This window comes from Phaeacidiphilus oryzae TH49 (assembly GCF_000744815.1).
GTDB lineage: Bacteria > Actinomycetota > Actinomycetes > Streptomycetales > Streptomycetaceae > Phaeacidiphilus > Phaeacidiphilus oryzae.
Window position 1 is genome coordinate 5,820,307 of record NZ_JQMQ01000005.1, and the last position, 22,985, is coordinate 5,843,291.

The 22,985-nt window shown below is 75.0% G+C and carries 19 protein-coding genes; 8 read left to right on the forward strand and 11 right to left on the reverse strand.

The window, feature by feature from the left end; translation table 11 throughout:
• The first annotated feature begins 132 nt into the window (after positions 1 to 132).
• The 7 genes from allB (at position 133) to BS73_RS35210 (ending at position 9,399) form a co-directional block, all read left to right on the forward strand.
• Complete coding sequence (gene allB, locus BS73_RS40045) at positions 133 to 1,479, forward strand: allantoinase AllB (RefSeq protein WP_037581710.1); 1,347 nt, start codon at positions 133 to 135, stop codon at positions 1,477 to 1,479.
• Between the two features lie 95 nt (positions 1,480 to 1,574).
• Complete coding sequence (locus BS73_RS29635) at positions 1,575 to 3,047, forward strand: catalase (RefSeq protein ID WP_037577558.1); 1,473 nt, start codon at positions 1,575 to 1,577, stop codon at positions 3,045 to 3,047.
• A 394-nt stretch (positions 3,048 to 3,441) separates the two neighbouring features.
• Positions 3,442 to 4,158, forward strand: a complete 717-nt coding sequence (locus BS73_RS29640; RefSeq protein ID WP_037581713.1) for an IclR family transcriptional regulator — start codon at positions 3,442 to 3,444, stop codon at positions 4,156 to 4,158.
• Positions 4,159 to 4,254: 96 nt separating this feature from the next.
• A complete protein-coding gene (locus BS73_RS29645) occupies positions 4,255 to 4,782 on the forward strand; it encodes a PadR family transcriptional regulator (RefSeq protein WP_037577559.1) in 528 nt (175 codons plus the stop codon).
• The gene (locus BS73_RS29650) at positions 4,779 to 5,462 is read left to right on the forward strand and encodes an ABC transporter ATP-binding protein (RefSeq protein WP_037577560.1); all 684 of its coding nucleotides are present in this window, start codon (positions 4,779 to 4,781) and stop codon (positions 5,460 to 5,462) included. Before BS73_RS29645 ends, BS73_RS29650 begins: the two co-directional genes overlap by 4 nt.
• Positions 5,459 to 7,906 (forward strand): FtsX-like permease family protein, encoded by a 2,448-nt coding sequence (locus tag BS73_RS29655; RefSeq protein WP_051941101.1) that lies wholly within the window; start codon positions 5,459 to 5,461, stop codon positions 7,904 to 7,906. Before BS73_RS29650 ends, BS73_RS29655 begins: the two co-directional genes overlap by 4 nt.
• The gene (locus BS73_RS35210) at positions 7,903 to 9,399 is read left to right on the forward strand and encodes a glycosyltransferase family 39 protein (RefSeq protein ID WP_051941103.1); all 1,497 of its coding nucleotides are present in this window, start codon (positions 7,903 to 7,905) and stop codon (positions 9,397 to 9,399) included. The genes BS73_RS29655 and BS73_RS35210 overlap by 4 nt, the downstream gene beginning before the upstream one ends.
• Here BS73_RS35210 and BS73_RS35215 read toward each other — a convergent pair.
• The 11 genes from BS73_RS35215 to BS73_RS29715 all read right to left on the reverse strand — a co-directional run bounded on the left by BS73_RS35215 (position 9,390) and on the right by BS73_RS29715 (position 22,220).
• Positions 9,390 to 10,415: a CAP domain-containing protein gene (locus BS73_RS35215; protein WP_051941106.1), complete on the reverse strand. Its 1,026-nt coding sequence runs from the start codon at positions 10,413 to 10,415 to the stop codon at positions 9,390 to 9,392. The genes BS73_RS35210 and BS73_RS35215 overlap by 10 nt on opposite strands.
• 170 nt (positions 10,416 to 10,585) lie before the next feature.
• Entirely contained in the window at positions 10,586 to 11,779 is a 1,194-nt protein-coding gene (locus BS73_RS29670; RefSeq protein ID WP_037577561.1) for an XdhC family protein, read from the reverse strand.
• A 199-nt stretch (positions 11,780 to 11,978) separates the two neighbouring features.
• On the reverse strand, positions 11,979 to 13,469 hold the full coding sequence (locus tag BS73_RS29675; RefSeq protein WP_037577562.1) for an NCS2 family permease: 1,491 nt from the start codon (positions 13,467 to 13,469) through the stop codon (positions 11,979 to 11,981).
• 188 nt (positions 13,470 to 13,657) lie between these two features.
• Positions 13,658 to 16,018, reverse strand: coding sequence for a xanthine dehydrogenase subunit D (gene pucD, locus BS73_RS29680; RefSeq protein ID WP_037577563.1), 2,361 nt, complete (start codon positions 16,016 to 16,018; stop codon positions 13,658 to 13,660).
• Positions 16,018 to 16,560 carry a (2Fe-2S)-binding protein gene (locus tag BS73_RS29685; RefSeq protein ID WP_037577564.1) on the reverse strand — a complete coding sequence of 181 codons (543 nt, stop codon included), beginning with the start codon at positions 16,558 to 16,560 and terminating at the stop codon, positions 16,018 to 16,020. The genes pucD and BS73_RS29685 overlap by 1 nt, the downstream gene beginning before the upstream one ends.
• Positions 16,557 to 17,465, reverse strand: coding sequence for an FAD binding domain-containing protein (locus BS73_RS29690; RefSeq protein WP_037577565.1), 909 nt, complete (start codon positions 17,463 to 17,465; stop codon positions 16,557 to 16,559). The genes BS73_RS29685 and BS73_RS29690 overlap by 4 nt, the downstream gene beginning before the upstream one ends.
• Before the next feature lie 144 nt (positions 17,466 to 17,609).
• Positions 17,610 to 18,743, reverse strand: a complete 1,134-nt coding sequence (locus tag BS73_RS29695; protein WP_051941108.1) for an alanine racemase — start codon at positions 18,741 to 18,743, stop codon at positions 17,610 to 17,612.
• Between the two features lie 47 nt (positions 18,744 to 18,790).
• A complete protein-coding gene (locus BS73_RS35220) occupies positions 18,791 to 19,699 on the reverse strand; it encodes an SCO family protein (RefSeq protein WP_152617770.1) in 909 nt (302 codons plus the stop codon).
• 31 nt (positions 19,700 to 19,730) lie between these two features.
• Complete coding sequence (locus BS73_RS29705; RefSeq protein WP_051941112.1) at positions 19,731 to 20,639, reverse strand: isocitrate lyase/PEP mutase family protein; 909 nt, start codon at positions 20,637 to 20,639, stop codon at positions 19,731 to 19,733.
• Between the two features lie 32 nt (positions 20,640 to 20,671).
• Positions 20,672 to 21,478: an ArsR/SmtB family transcription factor gene (locus BS73_RS29710; RefSeq protein WP_084704445.1), complete on the reverse strand. Its 807-nt coding sequence runs from the start codon at positions 21,476 to 21,478 to the stop codon at positions 20,672 to 20,674.
• 40 nt (positions 21,479 to 21,518) lie between these two features.
• Positions 21,519 to 22,220, reverse strand: a complete 702-nt coding sequence (locus BS73_RS29715) for an SDR family oxidoreductase (protein ID WP_037577566.1) — start codon at positions 22,218 to 22,220, stop codon at positions 21,519 to 21,521.
• A gap of 110 nt (positions 22,221 to 22,330) precedes the next feature.
• Between BS73_RS29715 and BS73_RS29720 the strand changes: the two genes are divergently transcribed.
• A complete protein-coding gene (locus BS73_RS29720) occupies positions 22,331 to 22,930 on the forward strand; it encodes a TetR/AcrR family transcriptional regulator (RefSeq protein ID WP_037577567.1) in 600 nt (199 codons plus the stop codon).
• Positions 22,931 to 22,985 lie beyond the last annotated feature (55 nt).

Sequence of the window (22,985 nt, forward strand, 5' to 3'; positions counted from 1 at the left end):
TGCTGGGCTGACATTCCCTCCGGCCCCGGCTCCGCGCCCCTGAGGTCGCCGCGCGACTTCGCTCCGAACGTTGACGTTTTGTTGAAGGCGGGCCTAGGCTCATGGGCAGGCCGCCGCGGACAGGAGGTAGTGATGACCCGTCAGGACACGGTGTTCCGCTCCCGCAGGGCGGAGCTTCCGGACGGGCCCCGCGCCGCCGACGTACGCGTCCGGGACGGCCGAATCGCCGAGATCGGCGGGTACGGGGCCCTCCGGGGCGCGGAGGTCCAGGACCTCGGCGAGCTGGCCCTCCTCCCCGGCCTGGTGGACACCCACGTCCACGTCAACGAGCCGGGCCGGACGGAGTGGGAGGGCTTCGCCACCGCCACCCGCGCCGCCGCGGCCGGCGGCGTCACCACCCTCGTCGACATGCCGCTCAACTCGCTCCCGCCCACCACCACCGTCGACAACCTGGCCGTCAAGCGCTCCGCCGCCCGCGGCCAGACCTTCGTCGACGTCGGCTTCTGGGGCGGGGCGATCCCCGGCAACGTCAAGGACATCGAGCCCCTCCACGAGGCCGGCGTCTTCGGCTTCAAGGGCTTCCTCGCCCCCTCCGGGGTGGACGAGTTCCCCCACCTCCCGCAGCCCGACCTGGAGGCCGCGCTCGCCGAGACGGCCAGGGTCGGCGCCCTCGCCATCATCCACGCCGAGGACCCCGCGGTCCTGGACGCCGCCCCGCAGCGGCCGGGTCCGCACTACCGCGACTTCCTGGCCTCCCGTCCGGACGACGCCGAGGCCGCCGCCGTCGCGCGGCTGCTGGACACCGCCCGGCGGACCGGCGCCCGCGTCCACATCCTCCACGTCTCCTCGGCGGCCGTGCTGCCGCTGCTGCGGCAGGCCAGGGAGGACGGGGTCGAGGTCACCGCCGAGACCTGCCCCCACTACCTCACCCTGGCCGCCGAGCGGGTCCCGGACGGCGACACCGCGTACAAGTGCTGCCCGCCGATCCGCGGCGAGGCCAACCGGGACGCCCTCTGGGCGGCGCTGGCGGCGGGCGAGTTCGCGGCGATCGTCTCCGACCACTCGCCCTCCACCCCCGAGCTGAAGCTGCTGCCGCGACTGGGCGGCAGCGGGGACTTCGCGCAGGCCTGGGGCGGGATCGCGTCCCTCCAGGTCGGGCTGCCGGCGATCTGGACCGAGGCCCGCAGGCGCGGCCACACGCTGTCCGACGTGGTGCGGTGGATGTCGAGCGGCCCGGCCGCCCTGGTCGGCCTCGCGGACCGCAAGGGCGCCCTCGCGGTGGGCCGGGACGCGGACCTGGTCGCCTTCGACCCGGACGGCGAACTCCTGGTCCAGGCCGAGGAGTTGCACCACCGCAACCCGGTCACCCCGTACGCCGGGGCGACGCTGACCGGCGTCGTCCGCGGCAGCTGGCTGCGCGGGGCGCCGATCGACACCGCCGACGGCGCCGAGCCGGCGGGCCGGCAGCTGCTGCGCTGACGCGCCGGCCGGGCCCCCAGGACCACACTGTCACCGACGCACTGCCTTCCCCACTCCATGCCACGCCATCACAGAGACCGAGCAGAGGTAGCACCATGGCGCAAGCCCGCAAGACGCTGACGACCGAGTCCGGCGCACCCGTCGCCGACAACCAGAACTCCGCCGCCGCCGGCATCGGCGGCCCGCTGCTCCTCCAGGACCAGCACCTGCTGGAGAAGCTGGCCCGGTTCAACCGGGAGCGGATCCCGGAGCGGGTGGTGCACGCCCGCGGCTCCGGGGCGTACGGCTTCTTCGAGGTGACCGAGGACGTCACCGACTACACCAGCGCCGCCTTCCTGGGCACTGTGGGGAAGCGGACCGAGGTCTTCGCCCGGTTCTCCACAGTGGCGGGCAGCCTCGGCGCCGGCGACGCGGTGCGCGACCCGCGCGGCTTCGCGCTGAAGTTCTACACCGAGGAGGGCAACTACGACCTCGTCGGCAACAACACCCCGGTCTTCTTCATCAAGGACCCGCTGAAGTTCCCGGACTTCATCCACTCCCAGAAGCGCGACCCCCACACCGGGATGACCGAGGCGGACAACGTCTTCGACTTCTGGGCCCACTCCCCGGAGGCCACCCACCAGGTCACCTGGCTCTTCGGCGACCGCGGCATCCCCGCCTCGTACCGGCACATGAACGGCTACGGCTCGCACACCTACCAGTGGACCGCCGAGGACGGCCGCGCCTACTGGGTGAAGTACCACTTCAAGACCAACCAAGGGATCCGCTGCCTGGACGAGGCCCAGGCCGCCGAGCTGGCCGGCCGGGACCCGGACAGCCACCAGCGAGACCTCCACCAGGCCATCGAGCGCGGGGTGTTCCCGTCCTGGACGCTGTACGTCCAGCTGATGCCGGTGGAGGAGGCGGCGGACTACCGCTTCAACCCGTTCGATCTGACCAAGGTGTGGCCGCACGGCGACTACCCGCTGGTCAAGGTCGGTCGCCTGGTGCTGGACCGGAACCCGGAGAACGTCTTCGCCGAGGTCGAGCAGGCCGCCTTCTCCCCGAACAACTTCGTGCCGGGCATCGGGCCGTCCCCGGACAAGATGCTCCAGGGCCGGCTGTTCGCCTACGCGGACGCCCACCGCTACCGGCTCGGGGTCAACCACACCCAGCTGCGGGTCAACGCCCCGCGGGCGACCGAGGCGCACAACTACGGCCGGGACGGGCTGATGGCCGTCAACGCCGGGGGCCGGGCGAAGAACTACGAACCCAATTCCTACGGCGGCCCGGTGGAGACCGGCCGGCCGCTGTCCGCGCCGACGGCGGTCGAGGGGCACACCGGCACCCACGAGGCGCCCGCGCACAGCAAGGACGACGACTTCTACCAGGCCGGCGAGCTCTACCGGTTGATGTCCGCGGCCGAGCGGCAGCGGCTGGTGGACAACCTGGCCGGGGCGCTGGCCGGGGTGGAGCGCGAGGACGTGGTGGAGAAGGTGATCGGCCACTTCCGGGCCGCCGACGCCGAGTACGGCCGCCGGGTCGCGAAGGCGGTCGCCGAGCGCCGGGAGGAGGCCGACTCCGACTGAGCGGCGGCGGAGACGTGGTCTTCGGCCGGGTCGTCCCCGGGGGGTGGAATACGGTATTCCCATTGGCATATGACGGATTATCATGCCAGGTCAATTGGGGTGGGGAACCGGGCGCAGTAGGCCACACGGGGAGCTTCCGCCCGATACCCTGAGAGACATGGCGGTGCGGAGTGAGCGGGGGGGAGTCCCCGAACGGCCCGATCGACCCGATCGTTCGCAACGCCCCGGTGTGCCCGACCAGTTCGGGATCGCCGGGGCCGGCCGCGATGCGGCCGCGGGCCGCCGCGGCGGAGACGAGGGGCGCTGGGCGCGCGGCGCCGAGGCGCCCCACGACCCGTATGACCCGCACGTTCACGCGGGTGCGGGTGACGGCCGGGCCGCGCCCAGGAGCTCCGTGCAGCGCGCGCTGCGCCTGCTGGAGATCGTCGACCGGCACCACGAGGGGGCGCCCCTACCGGTGCTCGCGGCCGATGTGGACCTCCCGCGCGAAACGGTTCGGCGGCTGCTGAACACCCTTGAGGCGGAGGGCTACGTCCACCGCCTCGACGACGGCTGCTACATCCTCGGCGGCGCGCTGGCCCTGCTCGGGCAGAGCAACCGGGAGCAGCTGGTGCGGGCCCGGCTGGTGGCCAAACTCAGTTCGCTCCGCGACGAGTTGGGGGCGGCCGTGTACTTCAGCCGCTACCACGACGGCGAGGTGACGGTCGACGCGGTGGTCGACGCGCCGGAGACGCCCCGGGTGCAGGAGTGGGTGGACTTCCGGGCCAGCGGGCACGCGTCCGCGATCGGCAAGTGCCTGCTGAGCCAGCTGGACGTGGACGGCAGGCAGGACCACTTCTCCCGGCACCCGCCCGCGCGGTTCACGTCCAGGACGCTGATCGACCGGGGCGCCCTGCTGCACAGCCTGGACCGGCAGCCGGCCACGGTGCCGACGCTGGATCTCCAGGAGTACGCGCTGGGGACGGTCTGCGCTGCGGTGCCGATCACGGCCGGCGACACGGTCGGCTGCCTGGCGCTCTCGCTTCCGCTGGACGACGCCTACCGGCTGCGGGACAGCGCGGAGGTCCTCTCCGCGCGGGCGGCGCCGGTCCTGCTGGCGCTGGCGCTGTAACGGTTCGCTCCGACCCTCCGGCCCTCCGGTCCCTCGGCCTGCCCTTGCGCGGGGGTATACACACCCCTGAATACACTCACGTGTATAGTCCCGCTCATGTCCTTGAGCCACGTCTTCCTCGGGCTGCTGGAGAACGCGCCCCGGCACGGGTACGACCTGAAGCGGAGCTATGACTCGCGCTTCGCCCACACCCGGCCGCTGCACTACGGGCAGGTGTACGCCACCCTGTCCCGTCTGCTGAAGAACGGGCTGGTGACCGTCGACACCGTGGAGCCCGGCGGGGGCCCGGAGCGCAAGCGGTACGCGATCACCGACGCCGGCGTCACCGACATCGAGGGCTGGCTCGGCAAGCCGGAGAGCCCCGAGCCGTACCTCCAGTCCACGCTGTACACCAAGGTCGTGCTGGCGCTGATGACCGGACGCCCCGCTGTGGAGTTGCTGGACGTCCAGCGCGCCGAGCATCTGCGCCAGATGCGCGAGCTGACCCGCCGCAAGGCCGACGGCGACCTCGCCGAGCAGTTGGTCTGCGACCACGCCCTCTTCCACCTGGAGGCCGACCTGCGCTGGCTGGAGCTGACCGCCGCCCGCCTGGACGAGCTGGGCAGGGAGGTGGCGGCCGCGTGACCGCCCTCCTCGAAGGCCTGGGCCTGGCCAAGGACTTCGGCGGCACCCCCGCCCTGCGCGACGCCTCGCTCCGGCTCGCGGCCGGGGAGATCGTGGCCCTGCTGGGCCCGTCCGGCTCCGGGAAGTCCACCCTGCTGCACTGCCTGGCGGGGATCATCGCCCCGGACGCGGGCACCGTCCGCTACAAGGGCCGCGACCTCGCCGAGTACAGCGACTCCGGCCGCAGCGCGCTGCGCCGCGGGGAGTTCGGCTTCCTCTACCAGTTCGGCCAGCTGGTGCCCGAGCTGTCCTGCCTGGAGAACGTCGCGCTGCCGCTGCGGCTCTCCGGGATCCGCCGGCGCGAGGCGGAGCGGGCGGCCACGGACTGGCTGGAGCGGTTCGGCGTCGGCGAGTTGGCGCGGAAGCGGCCGGGGGAGATATCCGGTGGCCAGGGCCAGCGGGTCGGCCTGGCCCGGGCGCTGGTCACCGGACCCCGGGTGGTCTTCGCGGACGAGCCGACCGGCGCGTTGGACTCGCTCGCCGGGGAGCAGGTGATGCGCCTGCTCACCGAGACCGCGCGGGCCGGCGGCGCGGCGGTCCTCCTGGTCACCCATGAGCCCCGGGTGGCGGCCTACGGCGACCGCGAGGTGGTCGTCCGGGACGGGCGCACCACCTCCCGGGCCGGGGCGGTGACCCTTTGAGGCGGCAGCCCGGGCCGAAGGCGCGCGCCGCCCTGGCCGAACTCGCCCTGGGCGCCCGGCTCGCCGCCACCGGCGGCCGGGACTGCCTGCTGCGCACGGTCCTCACCGCGGTGGGGGTCGCGGTCGGGGTGGCGGTGCTGCTGCTCGCCGCCTCGGTGCCGACGATGCAGGAACGGCGCACCGACCGGATCCACGCCATCACGGACGCGCTCTTCGCGGAGCCGGCCGCGCGGCCCACCGAGCGCACGGTGCTGGCGCTGTCGGTCGAGACCTCCTTCCGGGGTGCGGACATCCGCGGTGCGGTGGTCCGTCCGGAGGGCGCCCACCCGGTCGCCTACCCCGGGGTGGTGCGCTACCCGGCGTCCGGACGGATGCTGGTCTCCCCGGCGCTGGAGCGGCTGCTGAGGCAGCCCGGCAGCGCGCTGCTGCGCGGGCGGCTGGGCCTGAGCGGCGGCCGGGCCGACCGGGTGATCGCCGGTACCCTCACCGAGGCCGGGCTGACCGGCCCCCAGGACTATGCCTACGTGCTGACCTCGACCACCCTCCAGGCGACGACCGACGGCGCCGGCCGCTACGACCACTTCGGCTCCTCGCCCAGCCGACGGCCGCTGAGCGCCCCACTGCTGCTGTTGCTGCTGGTCGGCATGGTGGTGCTGTTCGCGCCTGTACTGGTCTTCATCGCGGTGTCGGCGCGCTTCGGCGGGGAGCGCAGGGACCGGCGGCTGGCCGCGCTCCGGCTGGCCGGCGCCGACCGGGCCGGGGTGCAGCGCATCGCGGCCGGGGAGTCCCTGGTCGGCTCCACGCTCGGACTGCTGCTGGGGGCGGCGGTGTTCCTGGTCGGACGCCGGTTCGCCGGTCTCGTCGTCGTGCAAGGGCTCAGCGTCTACCCGTCCGATCTGGTGCCGCGGCCCGGCCTGGCCGCGTTGGTCGCCGTCGGCGTCCCGGGGCTGGCGCTGGCCGTCACCCGGTTCTCGCTGCGGCGGGTGACCGCCGATCCGCTGGCCGAGGTCCGGCGCGGCGGCCGGCCGCACGGGGCCGCGGGGGAGCGGCCGCGGGGGCTCCGGGCCTGGGCGGTGGTCTGGCGGCTCGCCCTGCCGGTGCTGGGACTGGCCCTGCTCGCCGTCGCCGTGCCCCAGGCCGACGCGCTGTATGCCAGCCGGGCCAGGCTGGTGCTGGCGGTGGCGGCGATCCTGCTGGTGGTCCTGGGTGTGGCGGCGCTGCTGCCCTGGGTGCTGGCGGCGGTGCTGAGGGTGCTGCCGAGGGGGACGGTCTCCTGGCAGCTGGCCGTGCGCAGACTGCAGTTCGGGGGCGGCGCCGGACATCGGTCGGTGGTCGGGGTGGTGGTGCTGGTCACCGGGGCGCTGGCGGCGTCCATGCTGTTCAGCGGCATCAGCCAGGGTCTGGTGGTGCCGGCCGGTGCGCTCGCGGGCGTCGGCCCGGAGTCGGTTCCGCTGTCCAGGATGGCCGGGGCGGACGCCGTGGCGCAGCTCCACGTCCCGGCCATCGCCGCTGCGCGGGAGGTCCGGGACCTCGCTGCCCGTCCGGGCGTCTCCTGGGCCGAGGCCTACGGAGAGCTGGACCTGCGCGGTCCGGGCGACTGGTACGGCACGCTGGTGGTCGCCGACTGCCCGATGCTGCGCGGGCTGCTGGAGATCGCGCGCTGCGCCGACGGGGACGCCTTCGTCACCGAGGACCCGGCCGCCGCCCCGCCCTCCGGCAGCCGGGTCGTGGTGGCCGCCCCCGAGGGCAGCGCCGTGCAGGCGCGCTGGACGCTGCCGGCGGCGGGCGACCGGGTGCCCGGCGGCACCGCCCGGTACACCGCCGCACCGGCCGCTCCCGGCGCCGGCCGGTTCCTGATCGGCGGGACGCGGCTGCTCACCCCGCGTGCGGCGGCCGCCTACCCGGCGCTGGCGCGGTCGGTCGGCGTCCGCCTCTTCCTGGGCGTGGACCGACGGCGCGCGGACGCCGACGACCTGGTGCGGAACGCCGTCGCGGCCCAGGACCCGCTGGCCGAGACCCGGTTCGCCGGCGACCTCGGCACCGACAAGCAGTTCGCCGCGGTCACCCGCGACCTGCTGGCCGCCGCCGACACCACGATGCTGCTGGTCGCGCTCAGCATGCTGGTCGGACTGCTGGAGCAACTGCGCGAACGCAGAAGGCCGTTGGCGGTGCTGGACGCCTTCGGCACCCGGCGCGGCACCCTCGCCCTCTCCCTCCTCTGGCAGAGCGCCCTGCCCGTCGCGGTGGGCCTGGCGCTGGCGGCGGTCTTCGGGCTGGCCTGCGGCGCCCTCCTCCAGCACAGCGCGGGCCTGTCGTCGAGTCTGCCCTGGGCGCGGCTGGCGGTGCTGCTCGGCTCGGGCGGCGGGGTGGTGCTGCTGGTCACCGTACTGACGCTGCCGGCGCTGGGCCGGCTCACCCGCCCGGAAGGGCTGCGCTACGAATGACCCTCGTCGAAGACGGCCGCCGGCCGGCGCCGGTCCGGCTCTCCCGGCCGGCGCCGGGCCGCCGCCTGCTCGTGCTGCCCTCGTGGCTCTGCTGGGCGCTGCCCGGGCTGCTGACACTGGCCGCCTGCCTGGTGGAGATCGGCTCGCGGCCGGTCTGGCGGGACGAGGAGGCGAGTTGGGCGGCCGCCCGACTGCCGCTGCCGGAGCTCTGGCGGCTCGTCCAGCACGTCGACTTCGTCCTCGCGCCCTACTATCTGCTGCTGCATGGCTGGATCGCGGTCTTCGGCGACGGTCCCACCGCCCTCCGCCTGCCGTCCGCGCTGGCGATGGCGGGCGCCGGGGCGCTCCTCGGCGCACTGGGGCGCCGGCTGCTCGGCAGCCCGGGGGCCGGGCTCCGCGCCGGACTGCTCTTCGCGGTCACCCCCACGGTCGCCCGCTACGGGCAGGAGGCCAGGCCGTACGCCTTCGCCATGCTCTTCGCGCTGCTTGCCACCCTGCTGCTGACGCGCCGTCAGTGGCTCGGCTACAGCGCGGCTCTGGTGTGCTGCGGTGGGGCCCACGCGGTCACCCTCACCATCCTGGCCGCGCACGCGGCGTATGTCTGGCAGAGCGGCCGTGGTGAGCGGCGGCGCTGGGCCGCCGCGGTGGCGGCCGCTGTGGCGCTGCTCTCCCCGCTGCTCTGGTACGGGCACCGGCAGGGCGGCCAGATCGCCTGGAACCACACCACCTGGCCGGACGCGGCGGCGATGCCCTATATGCTCTTCCGCTCCCCGGCGGTCTGCGCGGCGGTACTGGCCGGAGTCGTGGCCCTGCTGCGGTCGGCCCTCCGGCGCGCGGTGCCCGCGGACCGGAGGCCGAGCCGCCCGGAGACCGCACTGCTGGCGCTCTGGGCCCTGCTGCCGCCCGCGGTGACCCTGCTGACCACGGACGCACTCCACCTCTTCCTCCCGCGCTACCTCCTCTTCACCGTTCCGGCCTGGGCGCTCGCGGCTGCGTACGGGTGGGGCGGGTGGGGCGGGTGGCCCGGCGGACGGCTCTGCGGGCGGCTGCGCGGCCGGGCTCTGCTGGGCGCGGGGCTGGTCCTCCTCGGCCTGGCGCTGCTCTCCCGGCCCGGAGTGGTGCTGCGCAACGACCCCTCGGAGCCCGCCTACCGGCCGGTCGCCCGGGCGGTGCTGGCGGGATACCGGCCCGGCGACGGCGTCGCCTACGCGGGGCACCGCCAGGAGCGCCGGGCGATGGCCTACTGGTGGCGGAACACCCCGCCGAAGGCCCGTCCCGCGGAACTGCCCGCCGGTGCGGGCTGTGCCGCGCAACCGACCGGCCCTCCGCGGGTATGGCTGGTCAGCACCGCCGCCGGCGGCGGCCCGTACCGGGCGATGCCGGCCTGCGAGGCCCGTGCGCTGCGCTCCCGCTATCGGGTGGAGCGGATCGAGCGGTTCCCGAACGTACGGCTTCTCCTGCTGGTGGCGCGGGGGGAGAGCGGTCAGCCGTAGAAGTCCTGGGTCATCCAGACCACGCCGGACGCGGTCCGGTGGACGGTTATCCCGACGTACTGGAAGGTGCCGCTGAGGATGTTCCGCCGGTGGCCGTCGTTCGGGGCCCGCTCGGCCAGCATGTCGCGGGTGAGGCCGACGGCCGCCTGGCTGATCGCCGAGGAGCCGTCCGCCGTGCCGGAGGCCTCGCCGATGTTCTCGCCGACCATCGACCAGCCGGTGACGCCCGCCGCGGATATCCGGTCGCCCAGCCCGGCCTCGCCGGGGCACTGGTGGGAGAGTCCGCAGCCGCTCGCCATCAACTCGGTGTGCGCGGCGGAACTGGCCGCCAGCCCGCTGCTGAGCCGCAGCGGCGGCAGCCCGGCCTGGGCGCGGGCCTGGTTCATGGCGTTCAGCACGGCCTGGGTGGCCGCGCTCGCGCCGGCGGCGGCGCCGAAGGTGCCCGAACCCCCGGTCGCGGAGGGCGAGCCGCTCGGGGAGCCGGTGCTCTGCCCGCCGTGCCCGGCCGCGGTCGGGGCCGGCTGCCGCGGGCTCCCGGAGGCGGAGCCGGAAGGCGAGCGGTGGCGCCCGGCGCCGGTCGGGGACGGTGTGGCGGAGGCCGAGCCGGTGCCGTGCCCGCCGCCGGACGCCGATCCGGACCGTCCGCCCGCGACCGCCCCGCCGCGGTGCCGTCCGGCGTCGGCCGGGCGCGAAGCGCCGGCGGTCGGGTGGGTGGCGGCGGAGGCGTCCTTCGCGCTCGGCGAGCCCCCATCGGTGACCGGCGTGGTCGCCGCGTCCCGCCATACCGCGCGCTTCCCGCCGCCGAGCGAGGAGGCAGCGTAGGCCGCGCCGCCGCCGAGGACCACCACCGCGGCTCCGGCCGCGATGGTGCCGCGCAGCCGGCGCAGCTCGCCTGCCCGGCGCTGCCGGGCGTGCCGGCCGTGGTGGGGGCGCGGCGGAGGGCCGAGCGGATCCGCGGCGGGGCCGTCGACGAGGTCGTAGGGCTCGTCGTACGGCCGCTCGCTCCCGATCGTCACCCTGCCTCCACGCCGTCGCTTCGATTCACTCGAATTCCGCGACAGACCCTAGGGCTGCAGTTCGAAGATCATGCGCCGGGGGCCCCTTCTTAGGGTTCCCCTAAGCCGGATTTAGGGTGGGCAGGCGAAGGCCTCACGGGCCCGGGGACCCGAAGGCCCCGGGGGTTCGCTCAGGCTATCCGCTGCTCGCCGCCCGGCAGCGGGGTGTGGTCGTGGTGGATCGGGGTCCGCACCGCGCTGAGCGGCAGATGGCCGCCGCCCCGGCGGTGGGCGACGATCTCGGCGGCGACCGCGACCGCGGTCTCCTCCGGGGTGCGGGCGCCCAGGTCCAGGCCGATCGGCGAGCGGAGGAGGGCCAGCTCGTCCTCGGTCAGCCCGGCCTCGCGGAGCAGCGCCAGACGGTCACCGTGGGTGCGGCGGGAGCCCATCGCACCCACGTAGCCGAGCGGCAGCCGCAGCGCGCGCTCCAGCAGCGGCACGTCGAACTTGTGGTCGTGGGTGAGGACGCAGACCACCGTGCGGCCGTCGATCCGGCCCGCCTCGACCTCGCCGTCCAGATAGCGGTGCGGCCAGTCCACGACGACCTCGTCCGCCTCCGGGAAACGCCGCTCGGTGGCGAACACCGGGCGGGCGTCGCAGACCGTCACCCGGTAGCCGAGGAAGGTGCCGATCCTGGCCACCGCCGCGGCGAAGTCGATCGCCCCGAAGACCAGCATCCGCGGCCGCGGGGTGTAGGACTCGACGAAGAGGGTGATCGCCTCCTCGCCCTCGGGCGAGCAGGGGCGGCCGTCCCCGGCCAGCGCCACCACCCCGGTGCGGCCGACCTCCAGCATGGCCCGGGCCTCGGTCGCCGCGGCGGCCCGCAGGCCCGGGTGGACCCCGGCCGGCTCCCCGTCCCAGGAGAGGGTGCCGGACTCGGCGTCTGCGGTCACCGCGACCGTCCCGCCGAGGAGGGCCGGGGGACCGTCGATCACCCTGGCCAGCGCCACCGGGGTGCCGGCGGCCAGGCCGGCCACCGCCGCCCGGACCCCGGGGGTGTCCCCGGCGGCTCCGGGAAGGACCGGCTGGACGAAGATGTCGATGATCCCGCCGCAGGTCAGGCCGACCGCGAAGGCGTCCTCGTCGGAGTAGCCGAAGCGCTGGAGCACCGGCCGGCCGTCCTCCAGGGCCTGTTGGCACAGCTCGTAGACGGCGCCCTCGACGCAGCCGCCGGAGACGCTGCCGACGACCTCGCCGTCCGCGTTCACCGCGAGCGCCGCACCGGGGTCGCGGGGGGCGCTCCCGGAGACCGCGACCACGCTGGCGATCGCGAAGGCCCGGCCGGCCGCGTGCCACGCGTTCAACTGCTCGGCGATCTCCCGCATGGGGGTTCCTTCCCTGTCGTTCGAGCCACTGGGGCCACCCGGGCCGTTCGGGCCGCCCGGGCCACCCGGCGACGGGCGCCCCTCCGCCTCTGGCAACGCGCGCGCCCGCCGGATCCTTCCTAGCCGCTGACCGGGCCCGGCTCAAGGGGTGCGCGGTCCCGGTCCTCCGCGGCTCGGCCCGCGGCCTCCTCACGAGACGTCAACTCAGGCCCAGCCACTCCTTGATGGGATGGAGGGCGAAGAAGACCACGAAGACCACGGCCAGCCCCCACATCAGCGCCCCCGGCTCGCGCCAGCGCCCGCGCCCCGCCTTGATGACACAGTACGAGAGGACGCCGGCGCCGACCCCCGCCGTGATCGAGTAGGTGAACGGCATCAGCGCGCAGGTGAGGAACGCCGGGACGGCCACCTCGCGGTCCGACCAGTCGATGTGCCGGGCCTGGGCCAGCATCATGGACCCGATCACCACCAGCGCCGCCGCCGCGACCTGGTCCGGGACCATGCCGGCGAGCGGGGTGAAGAAGAGCATCAGGGTGAAGACCGCCCCGGTCACCACGCTGCTCAGCCCGGTCCTCGCGCCCTCGCCGACACCGGTGGCCGACTCGACGAAGACGGTCTGCCCGGAGGCGCCGACCAGTCCGCCGATGGCCCCGCCGGCGCCGTCCACGAAGAGCGCCTTGGACAGCCCCGGCATCCGGCCCCGGGCGTCCGCGAGTCCGGCCTCGGTGCCGATCCCGATGATGGTCGCCATCGCGTCGAAGAACCCGGCCAGCACCAGGGTGAAGACGGCGAAGGCGGCGCTCAGCGCGCCCATCCCGTGCGAGCCGAAGGCGCCGAACAGGTCGACGTGCCCGAAGAGCCCGAAGTCCGGTGAGGCGACGGGGTTTCCGGGCCAGCGCGGCACCGAGAGCCCCCAGGCGCTGGCCGGCACCGCGCCGGTGGCGTTGACCGCCACCGCGACCACCGTGCCGAAGACGATGCCGATCAGGATGGCTCCCGGCACTCTTCGGGTCTGCAGCACGAAGATGGTCAGCAGGGTGACGCCGAAGATCAGTACCGGCCAGCCGGTGAGGTTGCCGGTGGCGCCCAGCTGGACGGGGGTGGTGGAGTGGCCGGCATCCGGGACGCGGCTCACGAAGCCGGCGTTGACCAGGCCGATCAGCGCGATGAACAGTCCGATGCCGATGGTGATGGCGTGCTTCAGGGCCAGCGGTATGCCGTTCATGATCTTCTCGCGCAGCCCGGAGACCACCATCAGGACGATGCAGGCGCCGTAGATCACGCACAGCCCCATCGCCTGCGGCCAGGTGACGTGCGGCACCATCACCACGGCGAGGGTGTTCGACACCGACAGCCCGGCCGCGGCGGCGAGCGGGGCATTGCCGACCACACCGAGGAGGACGGTGGTGACCGCCGCGCCCAGCGCGGTGGCGGTGGTGAGTTGGGCGTGGCTGAGATGGCGGCCGTGCACGTCGGCGACGGAGAGGATCACCGGGTTGAGGAGGAGGATGTAGGCCATCGCCATGAAGGTGGTCAGGCCGCCTCTGATCTCCCGCCCGAGGCTGGAGCCGCGGGCGCTGATCCGGAAGTACGCGTCCAGCGGGCCGCGCGGCTCGCCGGGCAGGGGCGGAGGGGTTCCGGTGTCCCCCTGCGCGGCCCTGGTGGGGGTGACGGGTGGTGTCTGGGTCATCGTGCGCTCCCAAGTTTCGTAGGGGGTTGGGCAAGCGCAGAGCAGTGGGGGACGGGCCACGACTCGCGTGTGCGGGCGGTTCTCCGGCGAAGTCTCATGGAATGCGGGCGAGTTGGGCGGCGGCCCCGGCGGCGGCGGACTCGGACGCCCATCGCCGTCCATCGCCGCCCTCCGCCGCCCAGGGCGGCTCAGGTGCCGGTCAGATGCTCCGGCCGGACCGGCACCCGGTCCAGCGGAAGCCCGGTGGCGGCGCGGATCGCCGCCACCACGGCCGGGGTCGAGGACAGCGTCGGCGCCTCTCCCGCCCCGCGCAGTCCGTACGGCGCATGCGGATCCGCCAGCTCCAGCACGTCCACCGGCTGCGGCGGCGTGTCCAGGATGGTCGGGATCAGATAGTCGGTGAAGGACGGGTTCCGCACCTTCCCGGCCTCGACCAGGACCTCCTCCATCAGCGCGAGCCCCAGGCCCTGGGTGGAGCCGCCCTGGATCTGGCCGACCACCGACTGCGGGTGGATCGCCCTGCCGACGTCCTGCGCCGCCGCCAGCTCCACCACCCGCACCAGGCCCAGTTCGACGTCCACGTCGACCACCGCGCGATGGGCGCAGAAGGAGTACTGGACGTGGCCGAAGCCCTGGCCGGTCTCGGGGTCGAACGGCTCGGTCGGCCGGTGCCGGAACACCCGGGTCTCCTCGACCACCTCGTCGCCGAGGAGGTCCGCGACCCCGGCCAGCACCCCGGCGCCGGCCGCCACCACCTTGCCGCCGGCCAGCGCCAGGTCCCCGTCCGGCTGGGCCCATCCGTACCGGGCCCGGCCCCGGGCCAGCACGGCGGCGCGCACCGCCGCGCAGGCGGCCCGCACCGCGCCACCGGTCATATAGGTCTGCCGGGAGGCGGAGGTGGACCCGGCCGAGCCGACCGCCGTGTCGGCCGGCCGGATCGCCACCCGCTCGACGCCCAGCTCGGTACGGGCGATCTGCCCGTGGACGGTCACCCCGCCCTGGCCGACCTCGGCCATCGCGGTGTGGACGGTGGCCACCGGCTCGCCGCCGATGACCTCAAGGCGCACCCGGGCCGTCGAGTAGTCGTCGAAGCCCTCGGAGAAGCCGACGTTCTTGATGCCGACCGCGTAGCCCACCCCGCGGACGACGCCCTCCCCGTGCGAGGTGTTGGAGAGCGCCCCCGGCAGCGCGCGGACGTCCGGCGCGGAGGTGTCCAGCGCGGGCGGCAGCGGCAGCGCCTTCACCCGGCGGAGGATCTCGGCGACCGGCGCGGCCGAGTCCACGACCTGCCCGGTGGGCATCACCGAGCCCTCGTGCATCGCGTTGCGCCGCCTGAACTCCACCGGGTCCAGGCCGAGTTCGGCGGCCAGCCGGTCCATCTGCGCCTCGTAGGCGAAGCAGGCCTGGACGGCTCCGAAGCCGCGCATCGCCCCGCAGGGCGGGTTGTTGGAGTAGAGGGCGACCGCCTCCATCCGGGTGTTCGGGATCTCGTACGGGCCCATGCCGAGCGAGGCCGCGTTGCCGACCACGGCCGGCGAGGAGGACGCGTACGCGCCGCCGTCCAGCACGATCCGGGCGTCGCAGTAGAGCAGCCTGCCGTCGGCGGTGGCGCCGTGCTCGTAGCGGAGCACGGCCGGGTGGCGGTGGACGTGCCCGAAGAAGGACTCCTCCCGGGAGTACACGATCTTGACCGGCCGGCCGGTGCGGAGGGCCAGCAGGGAGGCGTGGATCTGCATCGACAGGTCCTCCCGGCCGCCGAAGGCGCCGCCGACGCCGGCCAGGGTCAGCCGCACCTTCTCGGCCGGCAGGCCCAGCACGGGGGCGATCTGCCGCTGGTCGGCGTGCAGCCACTGGGTGGCGACGAACAGGTCCACCCCGCCGTCCTCGGCGGGCACCGCAAGCCCCGACTCGGGGCCGAGGAAGGCCTGGTCCTGCATGCCGACCCGGTACTCGCCGCGGACCACGGCGTGCGCGCGGGCCCGCAGCTCGTCGGTCACGCCCTGGCCGGAGACGATCCGCTGACGGTGCACCACGTTTCCGGAGGCGTGCGCCCGGTACTCGTCCGGGGCGTGGACATGGCCGTGGGTCTCGGGGTCGAGGCACTGCTCCTCGGTCCAGATCGGCTCCAGCGGCTCGTAGTCCACCACGATCCGGTCCAGTGCCCGCCGGGCGGTCTCCGGGTGGTCGGCGGCGACGATCGCCACCGCCTCGCCGTGGTAGCGGATCTGGTCGATGGCCAGCGCCGGCTGGTCGGCGATCTCCAGGCCGTAGAACTTGTCGCCGGGGACGTCCTCGTGGGTGAGCACCGCGTACACCCCGGGCAGGGCGAGGGCGCCGGTGATGTCCACCGAGCGGATCCGGGCCCTGGCGTGCGGGGCGCGCAGCGCCATCCCCCACAGCATGTCCTCGGCCCACAGGTCGGAGCCGTATGCGAACTCGCCGCGGACCTTGAGGTTCCCGTCCGGGCGGATCGGGGAGCCGCCGACGCCGCCGGGGTGGCTGGAGTCGATCCGCTCCAGGTTCTTCTCGCTCCGCATGGTTCCGGCCATCAGTCGACCACCGCCTCCTGCCTGCGCGTCGCGGCGAGGCGGACCGCCTCCATGATCTTCTCGTAGCCCGTGCAGCGGCACAGGTTCCCGGACAGCGCCTCCCGGATGTCCAGGTCGGACGGGGCCGGATCGCGCTCCAGCAGATCGTGGGCCTGCACCATGAGCCCGGGCGTGCAGAAGCCGCACTGCACGGCGCCGGCGTCCAGGAAGGCCCGCTGGACGACGGCCAGCGCCTCCGGCCGCCCGGCGCCGGCGGCCTGGCCGGGTGCCTCGCCGGTGGCCTGCCCCGCCGGCGCGTCCGCCTCCGCCAGGCCCTCCACCGTGCGCACCTCGCGCCCCTCCACCTGGCCGGCCGCGACCAGGCAGGAGCAGACCGTCCGGCCGTCCAGATACACCGTGCAGGAACCGCATTCGCCCTGCTCGCAGGCGTTCTTGGAGCCGGGGAGGCCGAGCCGCTCGCGGAGGACGTAGAGGAGGCTCTCGCCCTCCCACACGTCGTCCGCCTCGACCGTGCGGCCGTTGGCCGTGAAGGTGACCCTCATGCCGCCCTCCTCAGGTTGGTGGCGTACTCGTCCCAGGTCCAGGCGAGGGTGCGGCGGGCCATCACCGCCAGGGCGTGCCGGCGGTAGGCGGCGCTGCCCCGGACGTCGTCGATCGGGCGGGCGGCCGCCGCCACCAGCTCACCGAAGCGGCGGACCAGCCCGTCGTCCAGCCGCGCGCCGGTCCGCCACAGCCCGCGCGCGGCGAGCTCGCCGGTGAGGAACTCCTCCGCCTCGGCCGGGCGGATCGGGGTCGGTCCGGCCGAGCCGATCCCGGCGCCGACCGCGCCCCCGCCGGTCGCCGGGTCCGGGTGGAGCGCCACCGCGAACGCGCAGACCGCGATCACCATCGCGTTCCTGGTCCCGACCTTGGAGAACTGCTGGGGCCCCGCCGCGACCGGGATCCGGACGGCCCGGATCAGCTCGTCCTCGGCGAGGGCGTTCCGTTTCACCCCGGTGTAGAAGTCGTCGATCGGGATCAGCCGGGTCCCGCGGGCGGCGGACTCCGCCTCCACCCGGGTGCCGGGCCCGGCGGCCAGCAGCGCCGGATGGGAGTCCCCGGCGGGGGAGGCCGCGCCCAGGTTGCCGCCGACGCAGCCGCGGTTGCGGATCTGCGGCGAGCCGACGGTGTGGGCCGCGAGGGCGAGCGCGGGCGCCGCCGCCCGCAGCTCCCGCACGATCCGCGCGTACGGCACGGAGGCGCCGAGGCGGAGGACGCGGCCGCCCTCCGCGGTCTCCCAGTCCTCCAGCTCCCGGACGCGGTTGAGGTCGAGCAGCGCCTCCGGGCGGCGTCTGTCGAAGTTGAGCTCGACCATCAGGTCGGTGCCCCCGGCGATCGGGACGGCGGCCGGCCGCTCGGCCTTCGCCGCCAGTGCCTCCCCCCAGGTGGCCGGCCGCAGGAACTCCATCCGGTGACTCCTCGTCGGTCTCGGGCAGTTAGTGAGGTAGTACACAATCCCCGACCGGTGGGGCCCAGTCACCGAACCCCCGAACCCGTGTCGCCTCCCTGGCGCGAGACTTGTAGCTTCCGCCAGATCAGCAGGTCAACCGGGTCAGTTGAGGGCACCGCGGGCGGCCACCGGCCACCGGTCCACCACCTTGCCCTGCTGGACGACCACCAACCGGTCCACCAGGTTGACCGCGTTGCAGACGTGGTTGGGCAGCACCGCCACCCGCGTGCCGATCCCCGGCGCGGCCTGCCCCTCGGCGAGCGTCACCGTCGCATGGTGCTCGGAGAGCGCCGAGACCACCGCCCCCGGGAAGGCGGGCAGGCAGCCGTGCCCCGGGGCCCACGGCGAGAGGTCGGCGCCGAGCACCTTGCTCCCCGCGTCCAGCACGAACCGGCCGCCGCCCGGCGCGCTCACCACCGTGGCCAGCGCGTACAGGGCGACGTCGGCCGGGCCGCAGCTGCCGAGCCCGAGCTGGCCGGCGTCGTTGAAGACGTAGACGCCCGGACGCAGCTCGTCCACCACGCCCGGCCGCCACAGCCCGGCGGTCGGGGTCGAGCCGCCGCTGCGGACCGGGTCCGCGAAGCCCGCCTCGCGCAGCGCCTCGGCGGCCTCGCCGAGCGCCCGCTCCTCGTCCCGGGCGGCCCGCCCGCGGGCGCGGGGGTCGTGGCCGTAGCCGTGGCCGGGGAAGGTGAAGACGCCCGCCACCTCCAGACCGGCCTCGGCGGCGGCCTCGGCGACCGCGCGGGCCGCGGCGGGGTCCGCGACGCCGGTGCGGTGGTGCCCGGAGTCGACCTCCACCATCACCCGGACGTTCCCGCCGGGGCCGCCGGCCCCTCGCAGCGCCGCGCCGAGCCGCCGCGCCCCCTCCACCGACTCGGCCCCGACCCGCAGCTCGGCCACCTCTCCGGCGAGCGCGCGCAGCCGGGCCGCCTTGGACTCGTCCAGCCACAGCGGATAGGCGATGAAGAGGTCCTCCGCCACCCCCGAGCGCGCGAAGACCTCCGCCTCGCCGATCGTCGCCACCGTCAGCCCGACCGCCCCGGCGTCGAGTTGGCGCCGGGCGATCTCCGGGCACTTGTGGGTCTTGGCGTGCGGCCGGAGCGCGCATCCGCCCTCGGCGGCGGCCCGCGCCATCCGGGCGATGTTGCGGTCCAGCACGTCGGCGTCGACGACCAGCGCGGGGGTGGCCACGCCCTGGGGCAGATGATCCAGATGATTCGCGTGATGCGTAGTCATACCGGTCACACGTCCACCCCCGCCCCCGGGTTCCCGCGGGATCGACGTCAGGAGGACTTCTGGCCGGTCGGGAGCGGGCGGCCGAGGAGCCAGCCCACCGTCTGGAGGCCCTCGGGGACGGTCCAGGAGCTGGAGTCCGGGTGCTCGAGGTTGTTCACGCCCTCGGAGTCCAGGTAGTTCCGGACCGTCGGCGGGAGCACCGTGCCGGGCTGTACGTGCCCGGCGCCGTCGATGACGAAGCGCTCGTGGCCGCGTCCGTCGATGAAGAAGATCTCGTCGGAGTGGTTGAGGTCGTAGGTGAGGGTCTGCCCGGTGCGCCAGTTCTTCGCCGGCGGCTTGCCCTGCGGCACCTTCTGGTACCAGACGCCGAAGTACTTCCAGAGCTTCTGGACCACCGCCGGACTGCCGGTGAGCGTCTGCCAGTCGGCCGGCGGCGGCGAGTAGAGCCGGCGGTAGGCGGCGAGCTGGGCCGGGGTGTCCCGGGCCGGGTCGATGGTGATGGAGAGGAACTCGACGTCGGAGCCGGCGTGGTCGGCCTCCACCCGCTGGGCGGTCTGCACCACGTTCGCGGTGTCCAGCGGACAGGTCTCGGCGCAGAGCGTCATGATGTCCGAGACCACCAGCACCTTGTTCTTGAAGGCGGCCAGCGAGGTCGGCCTGCCGTCCTGGTCGGTGAGCGGGAGGTGGAGGATGTCGGCCGGCAGGGCGTGGTCGATCCGGGTGCCGACGTCCATCCCGGGCGCGGAGACCGCGTCACCCCTGCCGCTGCCGCTGTCGCTGCCGCCTCCGCTGCCGCCGGCCGCCGTCGAGCAGCCCGCCGCCAGCAGCGCGAGCACCGCCGCGACCGCCGCCCCCGTCGCCGTCCTCCGCTGGACGTCCGCCATCTCCGCCTCCGCGCTCCCGCCGTCACCGCTCCAGGACACCGCCGCCGACCCGGGCATACCGGTCGAACCCACCCGGCGAGGTTACCCGTCGCGCTCGGGCGGGCTACGCGGGCCCCCGCCCCCGGGCGGCGGAGCCCAGGGCGTCGGCCAGCCGCCCGTACGGCAGCCGGTCGGCCGGCCGTAGCGGGTCCGGGGTGCCGGTGCCGAGGAGGGCGGCCATCGAGTCCCGGGCGGCGGCCATCGCCAGCCGGTAGAGCGCCGAGCCGACCGTCACCCGGGCCACCCCCAGCTCGCCGAGGACCGGCAGCGGCGGCAGATCCGGGCGGTAGAGGAGGTTGACCGGCACCCCCTCCGCCAGGGCGACCAACTCCCTTATGGCGGACCGCTGCTGAGCGGGGGTCAGGCCCGGCTCGGGGAAGCCGGGGACGAAGAGGCAGTCCGCGCCGGCCGCCCGGTACTCGTCCAGCCGGCGGATGGTGGCCGCGAAGCGGTCCGGTCCCTGGTAGGGCCGCCAGTAGGTGTCGGTGCGGGCGTTGACCACGATCGGGACGCCCAGCTGGTCGGCGGCCGAGCGGGCGGCGGCGACCCGGGTCGCGTGCTCGCCCGCGGGCAGCAGCCGGCCGGGGGCGCCGGGATCGCCGTCCTCCAGGTTGACCCCGCAGGCCCCGCACTCCACCACCGAGGCCACCGAGTCGGCGACCTCCTGCGCGGAGCCGCCGTAGCCCGCCTCCAGGTCCACGCTGTACGGCAGTGCGGTCGAGCGCCCGATCAGCATCAGCGAGGCGAGGAGCCGGTCCAGGCCCAGCCGCTCGCCGTCCGGCAGGCCGTGCGCCGCGGCCATCCCGGCGCTGGTGGTGGCCAGCGCGCGGACCCCGGGGAGCTGTCCGAGCAGCGCCGCGGATCCGGCGTCCCAGACGTTGGCCGGCAGCAGCGGTCCGTCCCCCGGCGACCGGTGGAGCTCCCGGAAGAGCCGGGCCCGGGCCTGGAGGGCGTCCATGTCGATCCCACGCATACCGCTCACTCCCCTCACTCCCCTCACTCCCCTCACTCCCAGTCGATGCCGAATCGCGACCGCAGGACGTCTCGCCCCGTATCCGTCACCCGGACGGCTCGGCCGCGCTCCGGGCGGACGATCCACTCCGCGTCCAGGAAGCGGTCCAGCAGCGCCCGGCCGAGGCCGCCCGCGAGGTGGTGGCGCTGCTCGCTCCAGTCCACGCAGTAGCGGACCAGCGGGCGGCGGCGTCCGGCCGCCTCGCCCAGCGGCACGCCGAGGCCGGTCAGGAAGTCCGCGGCGGCGGGGCCGAGGGCGTAGTCGACCTCGCGGCCGCGGCCGCTGAGCCGGTCCGCGCCGGCCTCGTCCAGGTGGTGGAGGCCGTCCCCGCCGGTCAGGTGCCCGTCCCGGATCAGGGCGGCCATCAGCTCCACGCCGAGCCGGCCGGCCAGGTGGTCGTAGCAGGTGCGGGCGGAGCGCAGCCGGGCCGCGCGGTTGCCGTCGCGCAGCGAGCGGACCGGCCGCGCGGGCGCCAGCCGGCTGATCCGCTCCAGCAGTTCGCCGACCTCGGGGCCGGAGAGCCGGTAGTAGCGGTGCCGCCCCTGCGCCTTCACCGCCAGCAGCCCCGCCTCGGTGAGCCTGGCCAGATGCCCGCTCGCGGTGGAGCGGCTGACCCCCGCCTCCTCGGCCAGGACACCGGCCGGCAGCGCGCGGCCGTCGTTCAGCGCCATCAGCACCCGGCAGCGGGCGGGGTCCGCGAGCAGCGCGCCCACCTGCGAGATGTCGGCGTCCCCCGGGGCGGCCTCCGCGGCCGCCGCCGGGGGCGCCGGGGCGAGGGCGCGGGCCTGGTTCGGTTCCATGTGCCGAAGCTACCGCCGGGACGATTCGCCGCCGGCCGAATCATCCGGCCAGCTGCGGGTAGAGCGCCCCCACCTCTCCGGAGAGCCCCGCCTTGACCTGCCGGGAGACCTCGTCGGCCAGCACCTCGTACGCACCGCTCGCGATGCCCTCCACCGCCTGTGCGGCGACGTCCCGGGCGTCCGCCTTCGGGCCCTCGACGCCGGCCGCCATGTCGGTGTCCACGTATCCCACGTGGAGGCCGGTCACCGAGATGCCGCGGGGGCGGAGCTCCAGGCGGAGGGCGTTGCTCTGGGCCCACAGTGCGGCCTTGGAGGCGCTGTACGAACCGCCGAGGCCGATCCAGGAGAGGACGGAGTGGACGTTGAGGATGTGGCCGCCGCCGTTGCGCTCGATGGCTGGCACCAGGGCGCGGGTGACCAGCAGCGGACCGTAGAAGTTGGTCTCGAACTCCCGGCGGATGTCGTCCAGCGGGGAGTCCAGGAAGGGCGCGCGGACCAGCGCGCCGGCGTTGTTGACCAGGATGGTGGTGTCCGCCGCCTGCTCGGCGGCGGCCGCCACCGAGGCGGGGTCGGTCACCTCCAGGGCCAGCGGGACCGCGTCGGGGTGGGTGACGGAGCGCGGGTCGCGGGCGGTCGCGTAGACCTTGCGGGCGCCCCGGGCGTACAGCTCCTCGACGAACGCTCTGCCGATCCCGCGGCTGCCGCCGGTGACGAGCGCGACGGCGCCTTCGATGCCGGTCATGTGAGGGGTCCCTTCCTGGAGCCGGAGCCGGAAACCGATCGGTTTCCGGTGCGGCCGACTGTAAACCGATCGGTTTCCGATCGGCAAGCGGCCGCGCTAGCCTGAGGCCCATGACCGACCGCACGACCGCCGCCCCGGCCGACCGCACGCCCGCCCCCACGAGCCGGGAACGTCTGCTGGACGCCGCCGCCGAGCTGTTCTACCGGCGGGGCGTGCACATCGGCGTCGAGGAGCTGTGCCGTACCGCCGGCGTCTCCAAGCGGTCCATGTACCAGCTCTTCGCGAGCAAGGACGAGGTGGTCGCGGCCGGGCTGGCGCACCGGGCGCCCGGATACCGCGCGGGGCTCCTGCCGCCGGCCGACGACGGGCGCTCGCCGCGCGAGCGGATCCTGTACGTCTTCGAGCGGGTGGAGGAGGCCGCCGCCGATCCCGGCTACCGCGGCTGCCCGTTCCTCGCCGCCGCGGTGGAGGTCAAGTCCCCCGAGCATCCGGCGAGCCTGGTGGCCAGACGGGTCAAGTCCGGTCTGACCGCCTTCTTCCAGCGCGAGGCCGAACGCGGTGGCGCGCGCGAACCGGCCCTGCTGGCACGTCAGTTGACCGTCGCCTTCGACGGGTCGGGCGCCTGGTCGGTGGTCCGCGCCGAGCCGCTGGACGGCCTCGCCCTGGCCACCGCCGGGGCGCTGCTGGACGCGGCGGGGCTGACCGGCTGACCGAGGGGGCGAGCCGTCGCTCTCCAGCGTCCGTCGCTCCCCAGCGTCCGCCGTC